The 19951-nt window shown below is 42.5% G+C and carries 12 protein-coding genes, 1 tRNA gene and 3 rRNA genes; 3 read left to right on the top strand and 13 right to left on the bottom strand.

Translation table 11 applies throughout. The features are described 5' to 3' along the window. From GTH25_RS01980 to GTH25_RS01970, 3 genes are read right to left on the bottom strand one after another with little or no spacing between them, the layout of a single operon-like run. A complete protein-coding gene (locus GTH25_RS01980) occupies nucleotides 1–807 on the bottom strand; it encodes a putative hydro-lyase (protein ID WP_099660042.1) in 807 nt (268 codons plus the stop codon). Beyond that, entirely contained in the window at nucleotides 804–1595 is a 792-nt protein-coding gene (locus tag GTH25_RS01975; RefSeq protein WP_099660049.1) for a LamB/YcsF family protein, read from the bottom strand. The genes GTH25_RS01980 and GTH25_RS01975 overlap by 4 nt, the downstream gene beginning before the upstream one ends. 13 nt (nucleotides 1596–1608) lie before the next feature. Beyond that, nucleotides 1609–2859, bottom strand: coding sequence for an NRAMP family divalent metal transporter (locus GTH25_RS01970; protein WP_075672923.1), 1251 nt, complete (start codon nucleotides 2857–2859; stop codon nucleotides 1609–1611). A gap of 468 nt (nucleotides 2860–3327) precedes the next feature. Here GTH25_RS01970 and GTH25_RS01965 point away from each other — a divergent pair, with 468 nt between their 5' ends. Beyond that, a complete protein-coding gene (locus GTH25_RS01965; protein WP_075672922.1) occupies nucleotides 3328–3987 on the top strand; it encodes a GntR family transcriptional regulator in 660 nt (219 codons plus the stop codon). A 131-nt stretch (nucleotides 3988–4118) separates the two neighbouring features. On the opposite strand, the gene rrf is transcribed toward GTH25_RS01965, so the two are convergent. The 8 genes from rrf to pepQ form a co-directional block, all read right to left on the bottom strand. Continuing rightward, nucleotides 4119–4234: ribosomal RNA gene (gene rrf / locus GTH25_RS01960) — 5S ribosomal RNA — on the bottom strand. A 118-nt stretch (nucleotides 4235–4352) separates the two neighbouring features. Continuing rightward, nucleotides 4353–7429: ribosomal RNA gene (locus GTH25_RS01955) — 23S ribosomal RNA — on the bottom strand. Nucleotides 7430–7773: 344 nt separating this feature from the next. Then, nucleotides 7774–7849, bottom strand: a tRNA-Glu gene (locus GTH25_RS01950). An 84-nt stretch (nucleotides 7850–7933) separates the two neighbouring features. Then, nucleotides 7934–9476: ribosomal RNA gene (locus GTH25_RS01945) — 16S ribosomal RNA — on the bottom strand. Together the 16S, 23S and 5S rRNA genes with 1 tRNA gene alongside form the textbook arrangement of a ribosomal RNA operon. 418 nt (nucleotides 9477–9894) lie before the next feature. Beyond that, nucleotides 9895–10425: a menaquinone-dependent protoporphyrinogen IX dehydrogenase gene (gene hemG / locus GTH25_RS01940; RefSeq protein ID WP_099660250.1), complete on the bottom strand. Its 531-nt coding sequence runs from the start codon at nucleotides 10423–10425 to the stop codon at nucleotides 9895–9897. Nucleotides 10426–10445: 20 nt separating this feature from the next. Further along, nucleotides 10446–11897 carry a Trk system potassium transporter TrkH gene (trkH, locus tag GTH25_RS01935; protein ID WP_036914641.1) on the bottom strand — a complete coding sequence of 484 codons (1452 nt, stop codon included), beginning with the start codon at nucleotides 11895–11897 and terminating at the stop codon, nucleotides 10446–10448. A gap of 25 nt (nucleotides 11898–11922) precedes the next feature. Beyond that, nucleotides 11923–12543: an IMPACT family protein gene (locus GTH25_RS01930; RefSeq protein ID WP_075672313.1), complete on the bottom strand. Its 621-nt coding sequence runs from the start codon at nucleotides 12541–12543 to the stop codon at nucleotides 11923–11925. After that, nucleotides 12543–13877, bottom strand: a complete 1335-nt coding sequence (gene pepQ / locus GTH25_RS01925) for a Xaa-Pro dipeptidase (RefSeq protein ID WP_156733003.1) — start codon at nucleotides 13875–13877, stop codon at nucleotides 12543–12545. The genes GTH25_RS01930 and pepQ overlap by 1 nt, the downstream gene beginning before the upstream one ends. A 268-nt stretch (nucleotides 13878–14145) precedes the next feature. Here pepQ and fadB point away from each other — a divergent pair, with 268 nt between their 5' ends. Continuing rightward, complete coding sequence (fadB, locus tag GTH25_RS01920; RefSeq protein ID WP_164530290.1) at nucleotides 14146–16326, top strand: fatty acid oxidation complex subunit alpha FadB; 2181 nt, start codon at nucleotides 14146–14148, stop codon at nucleotides 16324–16326. 11 nt (nucleotides 16327–16337) lie between these two features. Then, the gene (gene fadA, locus GTH25_RS01915; RefSeq protein WP_075672307.1) at nucleotides 16338–17501 is read left to right on the top strand and encodes an acetyl-CoA C-acyltransferase FadA; all 1164 of its coding nucleotides are present in this window, start codon (nucleotides 16338–16340) and stop codon (nucleotides 17499–17501) included. Nucleotides 17502–17651: 150 nt separating this feature from the next. Here the strand turns inward: fadA and fre are convergent, their stop codons facing one another. Together fre and ubiD are read right to left on the bottom strand one after the other, a co-directional pair. Beyond that, nucleotides 17652–18353: an NAD(P)H-flavin reductase gene (gene fre, locus GTH25_RS01910; RefSeq protein WP_075672305.1), complete on the bottom strand. Its 702-nt coding sequence runs from the start codon at nucleotides 18351–18353 to the stop codon at nucleotides 17652–17654. A gap of 15 nt (nucleotides 18354–18368) precedes the next feature. After that, nucleotides 18369–19838, bottom strand: coding sequence for a 4-hydroxy-3-polyprenylbenzoate decarboxylase (ubiD, locus tag GTH25_RS01905; protein WP_075672303.1), 1470 nt, complete (start codon nucleotides 19836–19838; stop codon nucleotides 18369–18371). Nucleotides 19839–19951: the final 113 nt, after the last annotated feature.

Below are 19951 nucleotides of genomic sequence, written 5' to 3'. Positions count from 1 at the left end.
TTATACGTGATAAGCGGCATCAGGCACATCGGTAATAAACATATGCCCCGGAGCATGACTAAGTGCGAAAGGAACACCTGAACGCATCACTGCCGCTTGTGGAGTCACACCACAAGCCCAAAAGACGGGGATCTCGCCTTCTTCAATTCTCACGGGTGAGCCAAAATCTGGCGACATAATATCTTTAATGCCCAAAGCATCGGGCGAGCCAATATGTACGGGAGCACCATGTACAGAAGGGAAACGACCACTGATCATCACCGCATCAGCGACTCTGTCAGCAGGAATAGGACGCATTGAAACCACTAATTCACCTTCTAATCGCCCTGCTGGACGACACAAGCGATTCGTTTTATACATCGGTACATTGCAGTTATCTGTGATATGACGAATTTCAATCCCCGCTTCTAACATGGGCGTTTCGAAAGTAAAACTACAACCAATAAGAAACGTAACAAGATCGGGATGTTGTGCCCAAATTTCAGTAGCATCCGTAATTTCATCCGCTAATTTGCCATTTTCCCAAACACGGTAAAGAGGAATGTCAGTACGCAGATCGGCACCTTTCGCTAAAACAGTACGATAACTACCTGATTCACAAACATCTAATATCGGACAACTTTTCGGGTTACGTTGAGCGTAGAGCAGAAAATCAAATGCCCAATCACGAGGTAAACTGATCATGTTAGCTTGAGTCATTCCTTTAGCCATACCTGCTGTTGGTATAGCTAAACCATTGCGAATAGCTAATCGAGCTTCTTGTGCTTTGACAATTGCATCCGCAGTCGCTTGCATTAAATGAGTCATTTTTGCACCTCATTTTTAAGTCGCAGAGGTGCAAAAGGTTTAATGCTAACACCATGATTAATTAAAATTTCTTTTACACTTTTAGCGAGAGCCACGGCATCCGGACTGTCACCATGAACACAAATAGAATCAGCTTCTATTGCAGTAAAAACGCCTTCTATTGATTCAACACCTCCTTCTTGCACAAGCCGTAACATGCGTTGAGCAACAAGTTCAGGATCATGTAAAACAGCGCCCTCTTTTTTACGAGAAACTAGGGTACCATCAGCATGATAGGCTCTGTCTGCAAAAGCTTCGGCTATTACTCGAAGACCATTTTCTTTCGCAAGTGTAATCAAGGGTGACCCCGCTAAAGCAACTAATGTCAGTTGGGGATCTACAGCAAGTATTGCCTCAATAACAGCAAGTGCTTGACGTTTATCATGAGCAATTGTGTTATAAAGCGCACCATGAGGCTTAACATAGGTCACACTCAAACCTACGGCTTTAGCCAATCCTTTCAAAGCACCTATTTGATAAATCACATCTGCGGTTAATTCATCACTGGCGATATCCATATTACGACGACCAAAACCGACTAAGTCAGGATAAGCAACGTGCGCACCTATCGCGACATTATGCTGTTTCGCCGCTTTTAATGTTTTTAAAATACCATCCGGTGAACCTGCATGAAAACCGCAAGCGATATTAGCGCTACTGACAATTTCAAGCACTGCATCATCATTGCCCATTTTCCACTGACCGAAGCTCTCACCTAAATCACTGTTTAAATCGACGGCTTTTATCATCATTATTGTTCTCTTAAGCAATGTTGAGGTAGTTGAAAATAGCACCCACGGACATAATGCCCATATACCAAGTCAGCGCACAAACTAAAATACCTGACCATAGCAACCATGCAGGATATTTATATCCATTCATGAGATCTTGGCGACGCCATGCAACAAAAATAAATAGTGTCATACCAATAGGTAAAATCAGGCCATTAAAACCACCGGCAAAGACTAATAATGCAGCCGGTGCTGTTCCCATAACCATATAAATAACAAGAGAAATAGTAATGAAAATAATGGTTGCGATATTACGTTGACGCTCAGTAACACCTTTTTTAAATACTGTAATAAATGACATTGAGGTATAAGCAGCACCAATTACACTCGTTAATGCAGCTGCCCATAAAATAAGACCGAAGATGCGTAATCCAGTTAAACCAGCTGCATGTTGAAATGCTTGAGATGCAGGGTTAGCCGCGTGACTAGAAATATCTAATGTTACGCCACTGGCAACTACGCCTAAAATAGCGAGGAACAGGATATAGCGCATTAATCCAACCACTAAAATTCCTTTGGTTGCAGCGCTTGATACAGCGTCAATGTTCTCAATACCCGTAGTTCCTTTATCGAGAAGACGGTGAGCACCGGCATAACAGATATAACCGCCCACAGTACCACCAACAATTGTAGTGATTGTTGCGAAGTTAATCGCATCAGGTAAAACCGTTTGTCTTAATGCTTCACCTATTGGAGGATTAGAGGCAAACATCACAAAAACAGTCAGTAAGATCATGACAATACCAAGAACGATAATCATACGATCAATAAAGTTACTGGCTTTGCGTGATGAGAAAATATAGATCGCAAGTAAAGCACTTAAGATCCCACCCCATTTAGGATCAAGACCCACCATTGCATTAAGCCCCAGACCAGCACCTGCAATGTTACCCACGTTAAACACTAAACCGCCAAAAATAACTAATACAGCAAGTAAGTAGCCACTACCAGGTATTGCTTTGTTAGCAATATCTGAAGCTCGCATATTGGTGACAGTGATCACTCGCCAAATACTTTGCTGAACAACATAGTCGATAATGATTGATGCCAAAATACCAAATGCAAATGCCGCCCCCATAGTGGCAGTAAAGGTTGCAGTTTGAGTAATAAAACCCGGACCAATAGCTGATGTCGCCATTAAAAAAATGGCAGCTATCAATGAAGAACGTCTATTTTTTATAAACGAACCTGATGTTATGTTTGCAGAATCTTGTGTAGCCATTAGCTACCCCCTTTATCATCATTATTTTAATTATTATTACTAAGGCAATTAGCGTGCCATTGTTGAGCATGAATACTTAATTGTTAATCACCTGATATTGGATTGTTGAACAATTAATAATAATAGATGAATAAATAAGCAAATAGATTTAAATATGGGATGATAAAAGTGCAGTGAAGATCGCATTTTTAACATTTTATTGACAATTACGCTTAATTAATAAGTCATAAATGTGCACCTAAATGAGGCATAAAAAGATTAGATGCACAAAAATAGTGCGCAATTTTGAAGAAAGAATAAGTTTAATCACTAAAATATCGTGACAAAAAATTAAGTTTTTTTGATGGAAATAAACAGAAAGTCATACTCGATACAGTGAGAAGTACGACAGAGTGACACAATAGAGGTTATATATTACAAAACACACTGATAGAATAGGTGCTTCTATTAAGCTAATAGCAGAAGATAATGCAGAAAAAAACATCTCCACAAATTCTTTCTCAAAAAGTCGCAAATGTTATTCGGCAAAAAATCACTATTGGAGAATTACCTCCTGGTGAAAGATTATCAGAAACGGCATTAAGTGAAACGCTAGAGATATCGCGTAATACTTTAAGAGAGGTTTTTCGCGTTCTTACCCAAGAAGGGCTTTTAACTTATAAACCTAACCGTGGTGTTTTTGTTTCTGTACCTGATATGGCAAGTATCATGGATATTTATCGCGTAAGACGATTAATTGAATGTGATGCTCTGCGACATTCTTATCCTATGCATCCAGCTATTGTTAAAATGCAAGATAGTGTTGAACAAGCAAAAGTCTTTCAAGAACAACAAGATTGGAGCAGTGTAGGAACCTGTAATATGCACTTTCACACCGCAATTGTTGAGCTTTCAGATAGCCCTAGATTGTTTAAACAATACCAGCTTATTTTAGCGGAATTACGTTTAGCCTTCGGTTTATTAAACGATCCTCAATTACTACATGCACCGTATATTGAGAAAAATGAACAGATTTTGACACTTTTAATGGATGGAAAAGCCCAAGAAGCAGCAACAGCAATGGAGAACTATTTAGAAATATCAGAAAGAACAGTCCTTGCTGCATTTTCTCGTCATAATTTTTGCTAAAAGATCATAAAAAATGCCCTAATTTAGGGCATTTTTGTATTTGGAATTTAACATAGTATTTAATAAGCTATATAAAAACCCCAAACGCAAAAAAGCCAACCCATTGGGTTGGCTTTCTCGTCTTATTTAATGCCTGGCAGTTCCCTACTCTCACATGGGGAGGCCCCACACTACCATCGGCGCTACAACGTTTCACTTCTGAGTTCGGCATGGATTCAGGTGGGTCCGCTGCGCTATGGCCGCCAAGCAAATTCTGTTTAATTACCCGTTATTTTGTATCTCTACGCTATAACCAGCAATGTTCAATCTTAAACAAGCCTACTTCATCTACTGTCGTCTCTCAGACAAAACACCTTCGGTGTTGTCAGGTTAAGCCTCACGGTTCATTAGTACTGGTTAGCTCAACGTATCGCTACGCTTACACACCCAGCCTATCAACGTCTTAGTCTTAAACGTTCCTTTAGGTCACTCTAGGTGACAGGGAAGACTCATCTCGAGGCAAGTTTCCCGCTTAGATGCTTTCAGCGGTTATCTCTTCCGCACTTAGCTACCGGGCAATGCCATTGGCATGACAACCCGAACACCAGTGGTGCGTTCACTCCGGTCCTCTCGTACTAGGAGCAACCCCTCTCAATCTTCCAACGCCCACGGCAGATAGGGACCGAACTGTCTCACGACGTTCTAAACCCAGCTCGCGTACCACTTTAAATGGCGAACAGCCATACCCTTGGGACCTACTTCAGCCCCAGGATGTGATGAGCCGACATCGAGGTGCCAAACACCGCCGTCGATATGAACTCTTGGGCGGTATCAGCCTGTTATCCCCGGAGTACCTTTTATCCGTTGAGCGATGGCCCTTCCATTCAGAACCACCGGATCACTAAGACCTACTTTCGTACCTGCTCGAGCCGTCACTCTCACAGTCAAGCTGGCTTATGCCTTTGCACTAACCGCATGATGTCCGACCATGCTTAGCCAACCTTCGTGCTCCTCCGTTACTCTTTAGGAGGAGACCGCCCCAGTCAAACTACCCACCAGACACGGTCCCCGATCCAGATTATGGACCTAGGTTAGAACATCAAACGTTAAAGGGTGGTATTTCAAGGTTGACTCCATGCAGACTGGCGTCCACACTTCATAGTCTCCCACCTATCCTACACATCAAGGCTCAATGTTCAGTGTCAAGCTATAGTAAAGGTTCACGGGGTCTTTCCGTCTTGCCGCGGGTACACTGCATCTTCACAGCGAGTTCAATTTCACTGAGTCTCGGGTGGAGACAGCCTGGCCATCATTACGCCATTCGTGCAGGTCGGAACTTACCCGACAAGGAATTTCGCTACCTTAGGACCGTTATAGTTACGGCCGCCGTTTACTGGGGCTTCGATCAAGAGCTTCTCCCTAAGGATAACCCCATCAATTAACCTTCCAGCACCGGGCAGGCGTCACACCGTATACGTCCACTTTCGTGTTTGCACAGTGCTGTGTTTTTAATAAACAGTTGCAGCCAGCTGGTATCTTCGACTGGCTTCGGCTCCGTCCGCAAGGGACTTCACTTACCGCCAGCGTGCCTTCTCCCGAAGTTACGGCACCATTTTGCCTAGTTCCTTCACCCGAGTTCTCTCAAGCGCCTGAGTATTCTCTACCTGACCACCTGTGTCGGTTTGGGGTACGATTGTTGGTAACCTGAAGCTTAGAGGCTTTTCCTGGAAGCAGGGCATCAATTGCTTCACCACCTTAGTGGTTCGTCATCACACCTCAGCATTAAGTGACCGGATTTGCCTAATCACTCTGCCTACATGCTTGAACCGGGACGACCGTCGCCCGGACAACCTAGCCTTCTCCGTTCCCCCATCGCAGTTACCACCAGTACGGGAATATTAACCCGTTTCCCATCGACTACGCTTTTCAGCCTCGCCTTAGGGGTCGACTCACCCTGCCCCGATTAACGTTGGACAGGAACCCTTGGTCTTCCGGCGTGCGGGTTTTTCACCCGCATTATCGTTACTTATGTCAGCATTCGCACTTCTGATACCTCCAGCATACCTCACAGTACACCTTCGCAGGCTTACAGAACGCTCCCCTACCCAACAACACTTAGTGTTGCTGCCGCAGCTTCGGTGCATGGTTTAGCCCCGTTACATCTTCCGCGCGGGCCGACTCGACCAGTGAGCTATTACGCTTTCTTTAAATGATGGCTGCTTCTAAGCCAACATCCTGGCTGTCTGAGCCTTCCCACTTCGTTTCCCACTTAACCATGACTTTGGGACCTTAGCTGGCGGTCTGGGTTGTTTCCCTCTTCACGACGGACGTTAGCACCCGCCGTGTGTCTCCCGTGATAACATTCTTCGGTATTCGCAGTTTGCATCGAGTTGGTAAGTCGGGATGACCCCCTAGTCGAAACAGTGCTCTACCCCCGAAGATGAATTCACGAGGCGCTACCTAAATAGCTTTCGGGGAGAACCAGCTATCTCCCGGTTTGATTGGCCTTTCACCCCCATCCACAAGTCATCCGCTAATTTTTCAACATTAGTCGGTTCGGTCCTCCAGTTAGTGTTACCCAACCTTCAACCTGCCCATGGATAGATCACCGGGTTTCGGGTCTATACCCTGCAACTCATTCGCCCAGTTAAGACTCGGTTTCCCTACGGCTCCCCTATACGGTTAACCTTGCTACAGAATATAAGTCGCTGACCCATTATACAAAAGGTACGCAGTCACCCCATCCTCAAATGTCCCGCTTGCTTTTACTGTCAAACTGGCTCGATTTTTTAACTTCCGTTGCTCGTGTACTTCTATGTACACTGCGCGACGGCTTGAAAAAATCAATCCACTTTGTAGGTAAACGCTGCGCTGTTTTCGAGTGGTTTGTCCAATCACTCAGTGCGAGGCACTTGAGTGATGGGGCTCCTACTGCTTGTACGTACACGGTTTCAGGTTCTTTTTCACTCCCCTCGCCGGGGTTCTTTTCGCCTTTCCCTCACGGTACTGGTTCACTATCGGTCAATCAGGAGTATTTAGCCTTGGAGGATGGTCCCCCCATATTCAGACAGGATAACACGTGTCCCGCCCTACTCGTCGAGTTCACAATAACAGCATCTTCGGATACGGGGCTATCACCCTTTACTGCCGGACTTTCCAGACCGTTCTCCTGATGCTGCTATTGATTAAGACTCTGGGCTGTTCCCCGTTCGCTCGCCGCTACTAGGGGAATCTCGGTTGATTTCTTTTCCTCGGGGTACTGAGATGTTTCAGTTCTCCCGGTTCGCTTCATTAACCTATGTATTCAGTTAATGATAATATCCATTGGATATTGGGTTTCCCCATTCGGAAATCGTCGGGTATAACGGTTCATATCACCTTACCGACGCTTATCGCAGATTAGCACGTCCTTCATCGCCTCTGATTGCCTAGGCATCCACCGTGTACGCTTATTCGCTTAACCTCACAACCCGAAGATGTCTTCTAAAACGGATTGCTACGCTTCATGATTTCGACGTTGGGCAGTGCTCGCAATGCTCACATACTTTAAGTATGCTCCGCTTGCTGTGCGCTGTCCGCCTTGAAATCATTTTGCTCGCATATCCTTTCTGAAGAGTATTTTCAGATTTGAGATTTTGAGAGACTCATCAATATACCTCGGTGATATATTGATTTGTTTTCAATTTTTCAGCTTGTTCCAGATTGTTAAAGAGCATAATAGGTAAAATAACTCATCGAATTATCTTAACTATTCTCTGACTTGCATCAGACTATAGTGTGGTACGCCTTTCACTCATACCGCGCAATTGGCGTCCCCTAGGGGATTCGAACCCCTGTTACCGCCGTGAAAGGGCGGTGTCCTAGGCCTCTAGACGAAGGGGACTTCAGTCAGCTTCGCAGACGCGCTTTTGCTCGTTCTTCATCAGACAATCTGTGTGAGCACTGCACATAACACGTATCTCTTAGGTAAGGAGGTGATCCAACCGCAGGTTCCCCTACGGTTACCTTGTTACGACTTCACCCCAGTCATGAATCACAAAGTGGTAAGCGCCCTCCCGAAGGTTAAGCTACCTACTTCTTTTGCAACCCACTCCCATGGTGTGACGGGCGGTGTGTACAAGGCCCGGGAACGTATTCACCGTAGCATTCTGATCTACGATTACTAGCGATTCCGACTTCATGGAGTCGAGTTGCAGACTCCAATCCGGACTACGACAGACTTTATGAGTTCCGCTTGCTCTCGCGAGGTCGCTTCTCTTTGTATCTGCCATTGTAGCACGTGTGTAGCCCTACTCGTAAGGGCCATGATGACTTGACGTCATCCCCACCTTCCTCCGGTTTATCACCGGCAGTCTCCTTTGAGTTCCCGCCATCACGCGCTGGCAACAAAGGATAAGGGTTGCGCTCGTTGCGGGACTTAACCCAACATTTCACAACACGAGCTGACGACAGCCATGCAGCACCTGTCTCAGCGTTCCCGAAGGCACTCCTCTATCTCTAAAGGATTCGCTGGATGTCAAGAGTAGGTAAGGTTCTTCGCGTTGCATCGAATTAAACCACATGCTCCACCGCTTGTGCGGGCCCCCGTCAATTCATTTGAGTTTTAACCTTGCGGCCGTACTCCCCAGGCGGTCGATTTAACGCGTTAGCTCCAGAAGCCACGGTTCAAGACCACAACCTCTAAATCGACATCGTTTACAGCGTGGACTACCAGGGTATCTAATCCTGTTTGCTCCCCACGCTTTCGCACCTGAGCGTCAGTCTTTGTCCAGGGGGCCGCCTTCGCCACCGGTATTCCTCCACATCTCTACGCATTTCACCGCTACACGTGGAATTCTACCCCCCTCTACAAGACTCTAGCCAACCAGTTTCAGATGCAATTCCCAAGTTAAGCTCGGGGCTTTCACATCTGACTTAATTGACCGCCTGCGTGCGCTTTACGCCCAGTAATTCCGATTAACGCTTGCACCCTCCGTATTACCGCGGCTGCTGGCACGGAGTTAGCCGGTGCTTCTTCTGCGGGTAACGTCAATTGCTAAGAGTATTAATCTTAACACCTTCCTCCCCGCTGAAAGTACTTTACAACCCTAAGGCCTTCTTCATACACGCGGCATGGCTGCATCAGGCTTGCGCCCATTGTGCAATATTCCCCACTGCTGCCTCCCGTAGGAGTCTGGGCCGTGTCTCAGTCCCAGTGTGGCTGATCATCCTCTCAGACCAGCTAGAGATCGTCGCCTAGGTGAGCCTTTACCCCACCTACTAGCTAATCCCATATGGGTTCATCCGATAGCGCAAGGTCCGAAGAGCCCCTGCTTTGGTCCGTAGACGTCATGCGGTATTAGCCACCGTTTCCAGTAGTTATCCCCCTCTATCGGGCAGATCCCCATACATTACTCACCCGTCCGCCGCTCGTCAGCAAGAAAGCAAGCTTTCTCCTGTTACCGCTCGACTTGCATGTGTTAGGCCTGCCGCCAGCGTTCAATCTGAGCCATGATCAAACTCTTCAATTAAAAGTGTTTGATGCTCAAAGAAATCGAAAACTTAGCTATTCATAAATGAATTTACTTTTGTTGTTCACTCTTCAAGACTTGATACATCTAATATTTTAGAAGATATCGTCTCTGCGAGTGCCCACACAGATTGTCTGATAATTTGTTAAAGAGCAGTGCAACATTCGCTGCCGTTTCCGGTCTTCTGCGTTGTTGCGAGGAGGCGTATATTACGTTATTCCTCTGAAGAGTCAAGAGTTTTTTCAAACTTTTTTCTTTTCTCTTCGCTGTCCTTCGTGGCTGTTGTCAGCTCATCGTCGGTCAGTGGGTGCGCATTATAGGGAGTTCTCGGATTAGCGCAAGTGTTTTTTTAAAATAATTTTCTGTTCGTTCAAAACTCCAACAAGACGTATAAAAACCCCACAGAAAAGATTAAATATCACTCAATTTTGGCAAAATACGTCGCAAATTCGCTTACTTTATTCCAATCCGTATATTCAATTTCTTTTGTTGGATCAGTTTCACCTTTTGTCATCTTCATAATTAATTGGATCATGACTCTATCAATCCATTTATAACGAGGATAAAAAAGTGCACCAGCAAATACACCGGTTAATGCTGGTTTCCATGGAGTCTTATCTAAAAACTTACGCATATAAGCATTCGTCTCGGGTGTATTCTTTTCTGCTTTTCTTGCCGTAAGATTAACGCCAAAGAATGCGGACGGCATACTATTCAATTGTGCAAGATGACGAGTGATAAATTTATCGAGAGCTTTATTAAAGTAACCATAACGAATTGAAGCGCCTACTAAGACTTTACTATAAGCAGACAAATTTAAACTCTGCTGAACAGAGGTTAAATCTCTCACATCACATTCATGACCATGTTGTCTTAATTCATTCGCAATTTGCGTCATTATCTTTTTAGTTTGACCATCAGTACTACAATACAGCAATAGTGCGCTCATATATTACTCCTTGTATTAGGTTAATCACGCCAAAACGTTGGGGTAAATAAAACCAATAGTGTGAAAACTTCTAGTCGCCCAAACAGCATTGTCACGACAAGTATCCATTTTGCAGCTGGATTCATTGTCGTGAAGTTGTCAGCGACAATACCTAATCCAGGGCCAAGATTATTTAATGTGGTTGCAATAGCAGAAAATGCAGAAAATTCATCAACACCTGTCGCTATCAACAACATTAAGCTAATAATAAATACCAACGCATAAGCAGAGAAGAATCCCCACACAGCTTCAATAATACGTTCAGGTAATGCTCGATGACCAAGTTTGATGGTATAAACAGCATTGGGGTGAACAAGACGTTTTAATTCACGATTCCCTTGTAGGAATAAAAGCAAGATACGAATGACTTTCAATCCCCCACCCGTTGATCCTGCACAGCCACCAATAAATGCCGAGCATAATAATAGAAGAGGTAAAAATGCAGGCCATTGTGCAAAGCTATCCGTGGCAAAACCTGCTGTTGTCGCCATAGAGACAACTTGGAAAAAAGCCTGATTTATGGTTATCCATCCTGTGTCATATACAGAATAAAGCCATAAAATACCGCTACAGATAATGACTAATCCCAATTGAATTGAGATAAACATACGAAATTCAGGATCACGCCAATAGATATTTAAACTTCTTCCCGTTAATACGGCAAAGTGCAAACCAAAGTTACACCCAGAGATCAGAAGGAATACACCAATAATAATGTTAATGGTTGGACTATTAAAATAACCGATACTGGCATCGTGAGTAGAAAACCCACCAATTGCAATAGTTGAAAAGCTATGAGAAATAGCATCAAACACATCCATACCTGCAATCCATAATGCTAAGGCACAAATGATGGTTAATAAGACATAGATAAGCCAAAGTGCTTTCGCTGTTTCTGCAATTCGGGGGCGCATTTTATTATCTTTCAATGGCCCCGGCATTTCTGCACGATATAACTGCATTCCCCCAACACCTAAAAGTGGAAGAATAGCGACAGCTAATACAATGATCCCCATCCCGCCTAACCATTGAAGCATTTGGCGATAAAACAAAATAGCTTTAGGTAATGAATCTAGCCCCACAAGCGTCGTGGCACCAGTCGTAGTCAGTCCAGAGAAAGACTCAAAAAAGGCATCAGTAATAGAAAGGTGAGGTTGTTCAGAAAAGATAAACGGCAATGCCCCTACACTACCCAGTACCGTCCAAAATAAGACAACAATAAGAAAGCCTTCTTTAGGCTTAAGCTCACTTTTTTTATGTCGATTGGGGATCCACAGCATTAACCCAATGATCAATGCAACAATAAATGTTTGGCTAAATGCACGCCCTGCACCATCTCGATATATTAATGCGACAATACCGGGAATGATCATCGTGACAGAAAATAAGATAACAAGCAGTCCGACAATACGGGTTATTGAACGAAAATGCATTTAGCGATTTCCTTGGTAGCAAAGATTATTCATTTTTATCTAACGGGATTAATTGCATACTGCCACGACTGATATCTCGTAGTTTAACTTCAACTTCACCGCTATGCATGGCAGGCAATGAAAGTATAAAAGTGACTTTATCAGTATATTCACTTGAAAGTACTTGCCCATGATATTGTTCAACGACTTGTTCAAGTAATGAAACAAGTGAATATTCACACGCTACACTAAAACGCAACTGTGGCACTTTCGTTTTTGTTGGCAAAAGCTTTAATGCTTGTTGAACGCCACTGCCATAAGCCCTAACCAATCCGCCAGTTCCTAATTTGATCCCCCCGAAATACCGAACAACCACAGCGGTGACTTCTCCCATTCCACTCCCTAAAAGAGGTGCAAGAATAGGTTTTCCCGCAGTACCAGTTGGCTCACCATCATCAGAAAAACCTAATTGTTGTGAGTCATCGGGTCTTCCTGCAACAAAAGCCCAACAGTGGTGCCTGGCATCAGGAAATTGCTCTTTAATAGACTGGATATAAGCTTTTGCTGCATCAATACCTTCAGTGTGAGCAATAAATGTAATAAAACGACTCTTCTTTATTTCTTCACTGAATTCTACGGTTTCAGCGGGGATCAAATATGCTTTCATCAGGCTAAGTGTAAATCTCTGGTCATATTTTCAATTTTGTTATCGTGGATAATAATATTATCTTCAATACGAATACCACCAAATGGTTTGAAATGTTCAATCAGCTTCCAATTGAAATGAGTACTGTATTTCCCTTCTTTCCAAGGCGCTAGTAGAGAGTCGATAAAGTAAAACCCAGGTTCAATTGTTAATACCATGCCCGGTTCAACGATACGTGTGCAACGTAAGAATGGATACATTGCAGGAGCTGCTAAGTGAGTTCCTTTATCATCTTGCATAAAACCAGCCGCATCATGAACTTGCAGACCCAAAGCGTGCCCTAAACCATGAGGTAAAAATGGTGTAGTTAATCCAGCGCTCACCATCTCTTCTTCACTAACACCTTTAACAATGCCGTATTTATTAAGTAATCCAGCAATACGTTGATGCATTTGAACATGATATTCAGTATAACGCACACCCGCTTTCATCGTCGCAATCAACGCTTGTTGTGCATCATTCATATCTTTAACTAAAGAAGTAAACTCATGATTTTCTTTTGCGCTATAAGTACGAGTGATATCGGCTGCATAACCATTATACTCTGCACCCGCATCAATAAGGAAACTACGATATTCATCTGGTGATTCATGATCTAACTTTGTGTAATGCAAAACAGCCGCGTGTTCATTTAAGGCGACAATATTGCCATAAGGTACATCAGTATCACGATGACCTGTTGCCATTAAATACGCCATATTAATATCAAACTCACTTAACCCTGCTTGGAATGCTTCGCGAGCAGCAATATGTCCATTAACGGCCATTTTTTGTGCTTCACGCATACAAGCTAATTCATAACCTGTTTTATAGGCACGATAGTAATGATAATAATTCAGAAGAGATTGATTGTTGATATTATCAATACTCACACCTAATGATTCTGCTCGCTGCGTATTTGGACCAATATAAGCAGTATTTTTATTAATATAAGGTGCGAGCTCTTTTTGAATATCATCAACATTTTTAAGATGAATTAACTCAATTTCATGAGTCCAATAGCTATTTGGTAAAGCTTCAACACTGTGCCAATAGTCCACTGGGGAATAGAACCATAATTTAGGTTTATTAACACCATCAGCTAATAACCAACAATGTGGTACATCGGTCACAGGCACCCATGCTTTAAAATGCGCATTCACTTTAAAAGGATAATCACTATCATCAAGGAAAACTCGAATAGGTTCACCAGAATGAATTAATACAGAATCAAGATGGTGTCTGGATAAAGCATCACGAGTACGATTTTGTAGAGTTTTGATATGTTCTTGGTACAGAGAGAGCAATTTTTCCATTATTAATTACCTTATCTTATTCATTGTTAATGATTCAGCTTAACACGCCAACTCTTTTAGTGGCTAACCCCATAGCAAAAATAGATTATTGCCAATTTATCTCCTCCTCTTTTTAACAAACTTAGCAATAACATAGAATTCAATAAGTTGAATAGTTTCACTGTGATCACCCTTGCAGTTTTTTAATCAAATATTTGCATTTATTTAACATAGTATTCACACTCTTAATATCTGGTCATACCAGTCTATATATTTAGGGGGAATACAAATGCTCTATCAAAGCGAAAATATTCAAGCCGATTGGGTGAAACAAGGTATTGTTGAACTCATTTTTAACGCCAAAGGTTCTATTAATAAATTAGATACCAAAACGGTTGCGATGCTAAGCGAGGCTTTAACGGTATTAGAAGCAACACCTGGCCTAAAAGGCGTTATCTTGCGTTCAGAAAAACCGGCTTTTATTGTCGGTGCTGATATTACTGAGTTTTTATCCCTTTTTGATGCCCCTGAAGAAGAATTATCTCAGTGGCTACATTTCTCTAATCAGATTTTTAGCAGACTTGAAGACTTACCTGTTCCTACTGTCTCGGCTATTAATGGCTATGCCCTTGGTGGGGGGTGTGAATGTGTACTTGCTACTGACTTTCGTATTGCTTCCCCTGATTTACGTATTGGTTTACCAGAAACAAAACTTGGGATCATGCCGGGTTTTGGCGGTTCGGTACGTCTTCCTCGTTTAATTGGTGTTGATAACGCATTAGAAATCATTACTGCTGGTAAAGATGTTGATGCTCAAACAGCACTTCAAAATGGATTAATCCAGGCCATTGTCCCTCTAGATAGCTTAAAAGAAAGTGCTATTTCATTAATCGAACAAGCAATTGAAGGCAAAATTGATTGGAAAGCGGCACGTCATCCCAAAACAGCACCATTAAGACTAACAGAGCTTGAACATAAAATGTCTTTCAGTGTAGCTAAAGGTATGGTGATTAAAGTAGCGGGTCCTCACTATCCAGCGCCTATCACCGCTGTAAAAACTATTGAAAAAGCAGCCTTCCTAAATAGAGATGAGGCACTGGCTCTCGAAACTGAAAACTTTGTTAAGCTCACACGCACTGATGTGGCAAAAGCCTTAGTTGGTATTTTCCTAAATGATCAGTACGTCAAAAATATCACGAAAAAACGTCATGCCGAATTACCTAAGCAGGCTGCTGTACTAGGTGCAGGGATCATGGGGGGAGGAATATCCTATCAATCAGCCTTGAAAGGCATTCCTGTTGTAATGAAGGATATTAACCCCAAATCCCTTGAACTGGGTATGAATGAAGCGTTAAGCCTGTTGCAAAAACGCCAAGAAAAAGGTCGAATGAGTGCCGTAGATATGGCGAAAACTCTCGCCTCTATTCAACCAACATTAAATTATGCCTCTGTTAGTGATGCGGATGTTGTTGTCGAAGCCGTTGTTGAAAACCCAAAAGTAAAGGCAACTGTGCTTGCAGAAACAGAAGCACTATTAGCTGATAACGCGATCCTTGCATCCAATACTTCAACCATTCCCATTTCATTACTCGCAAAATCCTTAAAGCGTCCTGAGAATTTCTGTGGGATGCACTTCTTTAACCCTGTTCATCGAATGCCACTAGTCGAAATCATAAAAGGCGAAAAAACCAGTGAAGAAACCATTAATCGTATAGTCAGTTACGCCAGTAAAATGGGCAAAACACCGATTATCGTTAATGATTGTCCCGGCTTCTTTGTAAACCGAGTTCTCTTTCCTTACTTTGCAGGATTCTCTCTCTTACTAAGAGATGGTGCTGACTTTATTGCTGTTGATAAAGTGATGGAAAAGATATTTGGCTGGCCTATGGGACCGGCATACCTACTTGATGTTGTTGGTATTGATACGGCAAATCACGCTCAAGCCGTAATGGCACAAGGTTTTCCTGATAGAATGGGCGCAATTGAACGAGATACGATTGCCCTTTTATATGAGCAACAGCGATATGGACAGAAAAATAATCATGGTTTCTATAATTACTCTATTGATAAACGAGGTAAAAAACAGAAATCAGTTGATGTTCAAATTCAAACACTTATCCAACAAAATGCAGGCAAAACGCAAGAGTTTAGCCAAGATGCAATTATCGCTCGCATGATGATCCCAATGATCAATGAAGTTATCCGTTGTTTAGATGAAGGTATTATTGCCTCACCAGCAGAAGCGGATATTGCATTAGTCTATGGTTTAGGCTTCCCTCCTTTCCGTGGTGGTGTATTCCGTTACCTTGATACTGTCGGATTAGCGCAATTTGTTACAGATGCACAGCAATACGCATCATTAGGGCCACTTTATCAAATCCCTGAAAGCTTAAAACAAAAAGCACAACGCAATGAAACCTATTATCCAAAACCAGCAAAAGTAGATGTTAACATCAGAGAACTCGCTTAAGGAGAGATGAAATGGAAAAGGTTGTCATAATTGATGGTATTCGTACTCCAATGGGACGCTCAAAAGGCGGTGCATTTCGCCATGTCAGAGCGGAAAATCTCTCTGCTCACCTGATGCAAGCACTACTAAAACGTAATCCTAATATTAATCCAAATGATATCGGTGATGTTATTTGGGGCTGTGTGCAACAAACCTTAGAGCAAGGCTTTAATATTGCTCGTAATGCGGCGTTATTGGCTGAACTTCCACACAAGGTTCCAGCAGTCACCGTTAACCGGTTATGTGGCTCATCAATGCAAGCATTACATGATGGTGCGCGCCAAATTATGCTGGGTGATAGCCAAGTAGCTTTAATTGGTGGTGTTGAACATATGGGCCATGTGCCAATGACTTATAATGCCGATTTTAACCCATCACTTAATCTTTCTGTCGCTAAAGCTTCATTTTCAATGGGGCTAACCGCAGAGATGCTAGCAAAATCATTCCAAATTTCACGAGAAGAGCAAGATAAATTTGCTTATCGCTCTCACCATTTAGCGGCGATTGCAACACAACAAGGCTATTTTGATAATGAGATCATTGCAATTAATGGTCATGATGCAACGGGTAACTTTATCAATGTAAAAAATGACGAAGTTATTCGTTATAACCCTAGCCTTGATGATTTAGCACAACTTAAACCTGTATTTGATCCCGCAACAGGCTCTGTAACAGCGGGTAATTCATCCGCGGTTTCTGATGGCGCATCCGCTATGTTTATCACTAGTGAACGTTACGCTAAAGAGCACAATTTAAAACCTCGCGCCGTTATTCGTGCCATGGCAGTGACTGGATGTGATCCCGCTATTATGGGATATGGCCCTGTTCCTGCAACAGAAATCGCATTGAAAAAAGCAGGATTAACATTAAATGATATTGATATTTTTGAGCTAAATGAAGCTTTTGCCGCTCAGTCATTAGCCTGTATGAAGAAAATGAATTTGCTCGATAGTATCGATGACAAAATTAATTTAAATGGCGGAGCAATTGCCTTAGGACACCCTTTAGGTTGTTCAGGCTCTCGAATAACCACTTCATTATTAAATATTATGGAGCGTAAAGATGCACAGTTTGGCTTAGCCACAATGTGTATTGGATTAGGGCAAGGTATTGCAACGATTATAGAACGTGTTTAACTCGGTATTCTGTATATCCACGTTCTTATCGTTAAGAAAGTATTCTTTTCGATTGCATGGTTAGAAACCATTTTCCCGCCGTCAGGGGCGGGTTTTTTTTATGGTTTTAAAAACGAAAATAATAACAAATAACGAGATACTCTTGTTTTATCAGATAAATTCAAAGGCATCGCTAAATAAACGTGTTTTATCTGCATTACGCTCATTACAGAAACGATCTCTAGCAATTTTAGCCATCTCAAAACGTCCAGCAATGTAAATATCGTATTCTGATAAATCACCGAAATCTTCGCTTATTGCCGTTAATACTGTACCTTTTCGGCCTCGCCATGCTTCATCTGGTTGCTCAACCACAGGAACCACAGATAAAGACGGATGTAATTCTGATAATTCTTGTAATTCATTAAGATCATAGAGATGAACGCTTTCTCTTCCGCCCCAATAAATCGTAATAGGTCGCTGTGGATTTTCAGCTAATGCAGCCAACAAAATTGAGTGGGTATAAGAAAATCCTGTACCGCCAGCAATTAATAATAGAGGTCGTTGACTCTCTTTTTTAAACCACGCATTTCCATGAGGGATATCAATGGTAAGCTGCTGTTTTTCTAATATCACATCAAGCACTGCCATCGCATAAAGATTGAGTTCAGACGCACCAATATGAAGTTCAATAAAGTCTTTATTTTCAGGTATAGATGCAATAGAAAAAGGACGTTTATCACGTTCATCCATAACCGCTAAAAGATATTGCCCAGCCTGAAAATCAAATTCGCCATCGGGTAATAGCCTTACCCGATAAACCGTATCTGTCATCGGCTCAACAAGTGAGACTTTACAATTCAGTATTGCCATGTTGTTCCTCTGTTATTATTTAAGAATATCGAGCTGTTCCCAAATAGTATCGACTCGTTGCTTAACTTCATCAGACATCACAATAGGTCTACCCCATTCTCTATCTGTCTCACCCGGCCATTTGTTGGTAGCATCAAGACCCATTTTTGATCCTAATCCAGAAACAGGGGAAGCGAAGTCGAGATAATCAATAGGCGTATTTTCCATCATAATGGTATCTCTCGCAGGATCCATTCTGGTCGTGATTGCCCAAATCACATCTTTCCAATCTCTTGCATTGACATCATCATCACAAACAATCACAAATTTGGTGTACATAAATTGCCGTAAATAAGACCAAACTCCCATCATTACGCGTTTAGCATGACCTGCATACTGTTTCTTCATTGTCACAACCGCTAAACGGTAAGAACACCCTTCCGGAGGTAGATAAAAATCTACAATTTCAGGAAACTGTTTTTGTAAAATCGGAACAAGTACTTCATTTAACGCAACACCTAATACTGCGGGTTCATCAGGCGGACGTCCGGTATATGTTGAATGATAAATTGCATCTTTACGGCGTGTTAAATGCGTAATGGTAAACACAGGGAAAGAGTCAATCTCATTATAATATCCTGTGTGGTCACCATATGGGCCTTCAGGGGCTAATTCTCCGGGTTCAATGTAACCTTCAAGAATAATTTCAGCACTTGCAGGCACTTCAAGATCATTTGAAAGACATTTTACAACTTCTGATTTATTACCACGCAATAAACCAGCGAATGCATATTCAGATAAAGTATCTGGTACAGGTGTCACCGCACCTAAAATAGTGGCAGGATCTGCCCCTAATGCTACAGAAACAGGGAACCGTTCACCGGGGTGTTTTTGGCACCACTCTTGAAAATCTAAAGCACCACCACGATGCGATAACCAGCGCATAATCACTTTATTTTTACCCAGCACTTGCTGACGATAAATACCTAGATTTTGGCGCTCTTTCAATGGACCGCGAGTCACTGTTAATCCCCAAGTAATTAAAGGTGCTGCATCTTCAGGCCAACAATGCATAACAGGGATCTTCGTTAAATCAACGTCCTCACCAGTTAAAACCACCTCCTGACAAGGGGCTTTACTCAAGCGTTTTGTTGGCATATTTAAAACTTGCTTAAATTTAGGTAACTTATCAAAGAGATCACGAAAACCTTTCGGAGGATCTGGCTCTTTTAGAAAAGCTAATAACTTTCCAACCTCGTGTAGGGCTTTAACATCATCTTGCCCCATCCCCATTGCTACACGCTCTGGTGTACCAAATAAGTTACAAAGCACTGGCATATCAAACCCTTTAGGGTTTTCAAACAACAGCGCTGGCCCACCGGCACGTAAAGTTCTGTCCGCTATTTCGGTCATTTCAAGGTAGGGATCTATTTCATAGGTGATACGTTTTAATTCACCTTTTTCTTCTAATAATGAAAGGAAATCTCTTAAATCGCGGTATTTCATCATAATCTTACGAGCCAGTGAGTGAAAGAAAAGAGGGCCAATGCCCTCTTTGAGACGCTATAAGCTAAACGCATAACTCACTAAAATGCAATGCTTTTTATTTAGTAGCGTTC

The organism is Proteus terrae subsp. cibarius (genome assembly GCF_011045835.1).
Taxonomy (GTDB): domain Bacteria; phylum Pseudomonadota; class Gammaproteobacteria; order Enterobacterales; family Enterobacteriaceae; genus Proteus; species Proteus cibarius.
This window is presented reverse-complemented; position numbering and strand designations above follow the sequence as displayed.

Excerpts from the sequence above, each read along its gene's own strand:
- GTH25_RS01980 (WP_099660042.1), bottom strand. The coding sequence starts at position 807 with ATGACTCATTTAATGCAAGCGACTGCGGATGCAATTGTCAAAGCACAA.
- GTH25_RS01975 (WP_099660049.1), bottom strand. The coding sequence starts at position 1,595 with ATGATAAAAGCCGTCGATTTAAACAGTGATTTAGGTGAGAGCTTCGGT.
- GTH25_RS01970 (WP_075672923.1), bottom strand. The coding sequence starts at position 2,859 with ATGGCTACACAAGATTCTGCAAACATAACATCAGGTTCGTTTATAAAA.
- GTH25_RS01965 (WP_075672922.1), top strand. The coding sequence starts at position 3,328 with ATGCAGAAAAAAACATCTCCACAAATTCTTTCTCAAAAAGTCGCAAAT.
- hemG (WP_099660250.1), bottom strand. The coding sequence starts at position 10,425 with ATGAGCGCACTATTGCTGTATTGTAGTACTGATGGTCAAACTAAAAAG.
- trkH (WP_036914641.1), bottom strand. The coding sequence starts at position 11,897 with ATGCATTTTCGTTCAATAACCCGTATTGTCGGACTGCTTGTTATCTTA.
- GTH25_RS01930 (WP_075672313.1), bottom strand. The coding sequence starts at position 12,543 with ATGAAAGCATATTTGATCCCCGCTGAAACCGTAGAATTCAGTGAAGAA.
- pepQ (WP_156733003.1), bottom strand. The coding sequence starts at position 13,877 with ATGGAAAAATTGCTCTCTCTGTACCAAGAACATATCAAAACTCTACAA.
- fadB (WP_164530290.1), top strand. The coding sequence starts at position 14,146 with ATGCTCTATCAAAGCGAAAATATTCAAGCCGATTGGGTGAAACAAGGT.
- fadA (WP_075672307.1), top strand. The coding sequence starts at position 16,338 with ATGGAAAAGGTTGTCATAATTGATGGTATTCGTACTCCAATGGGACGC.
- fre (WP_075672305.1), bottom strand. The coding sequence starts at position 18,353 with ATGGCAATACTGAATTGTAAAGTCTCACTTGTTGAGCCGATGACAGAT.
- ubiD (WP_075672303.1), bottom strand. The coding sequence starts at position 19,838 with ATGAAATACCGCGATTTAAGAGATTTCCTTTCATTATTAGAAGAAAAA.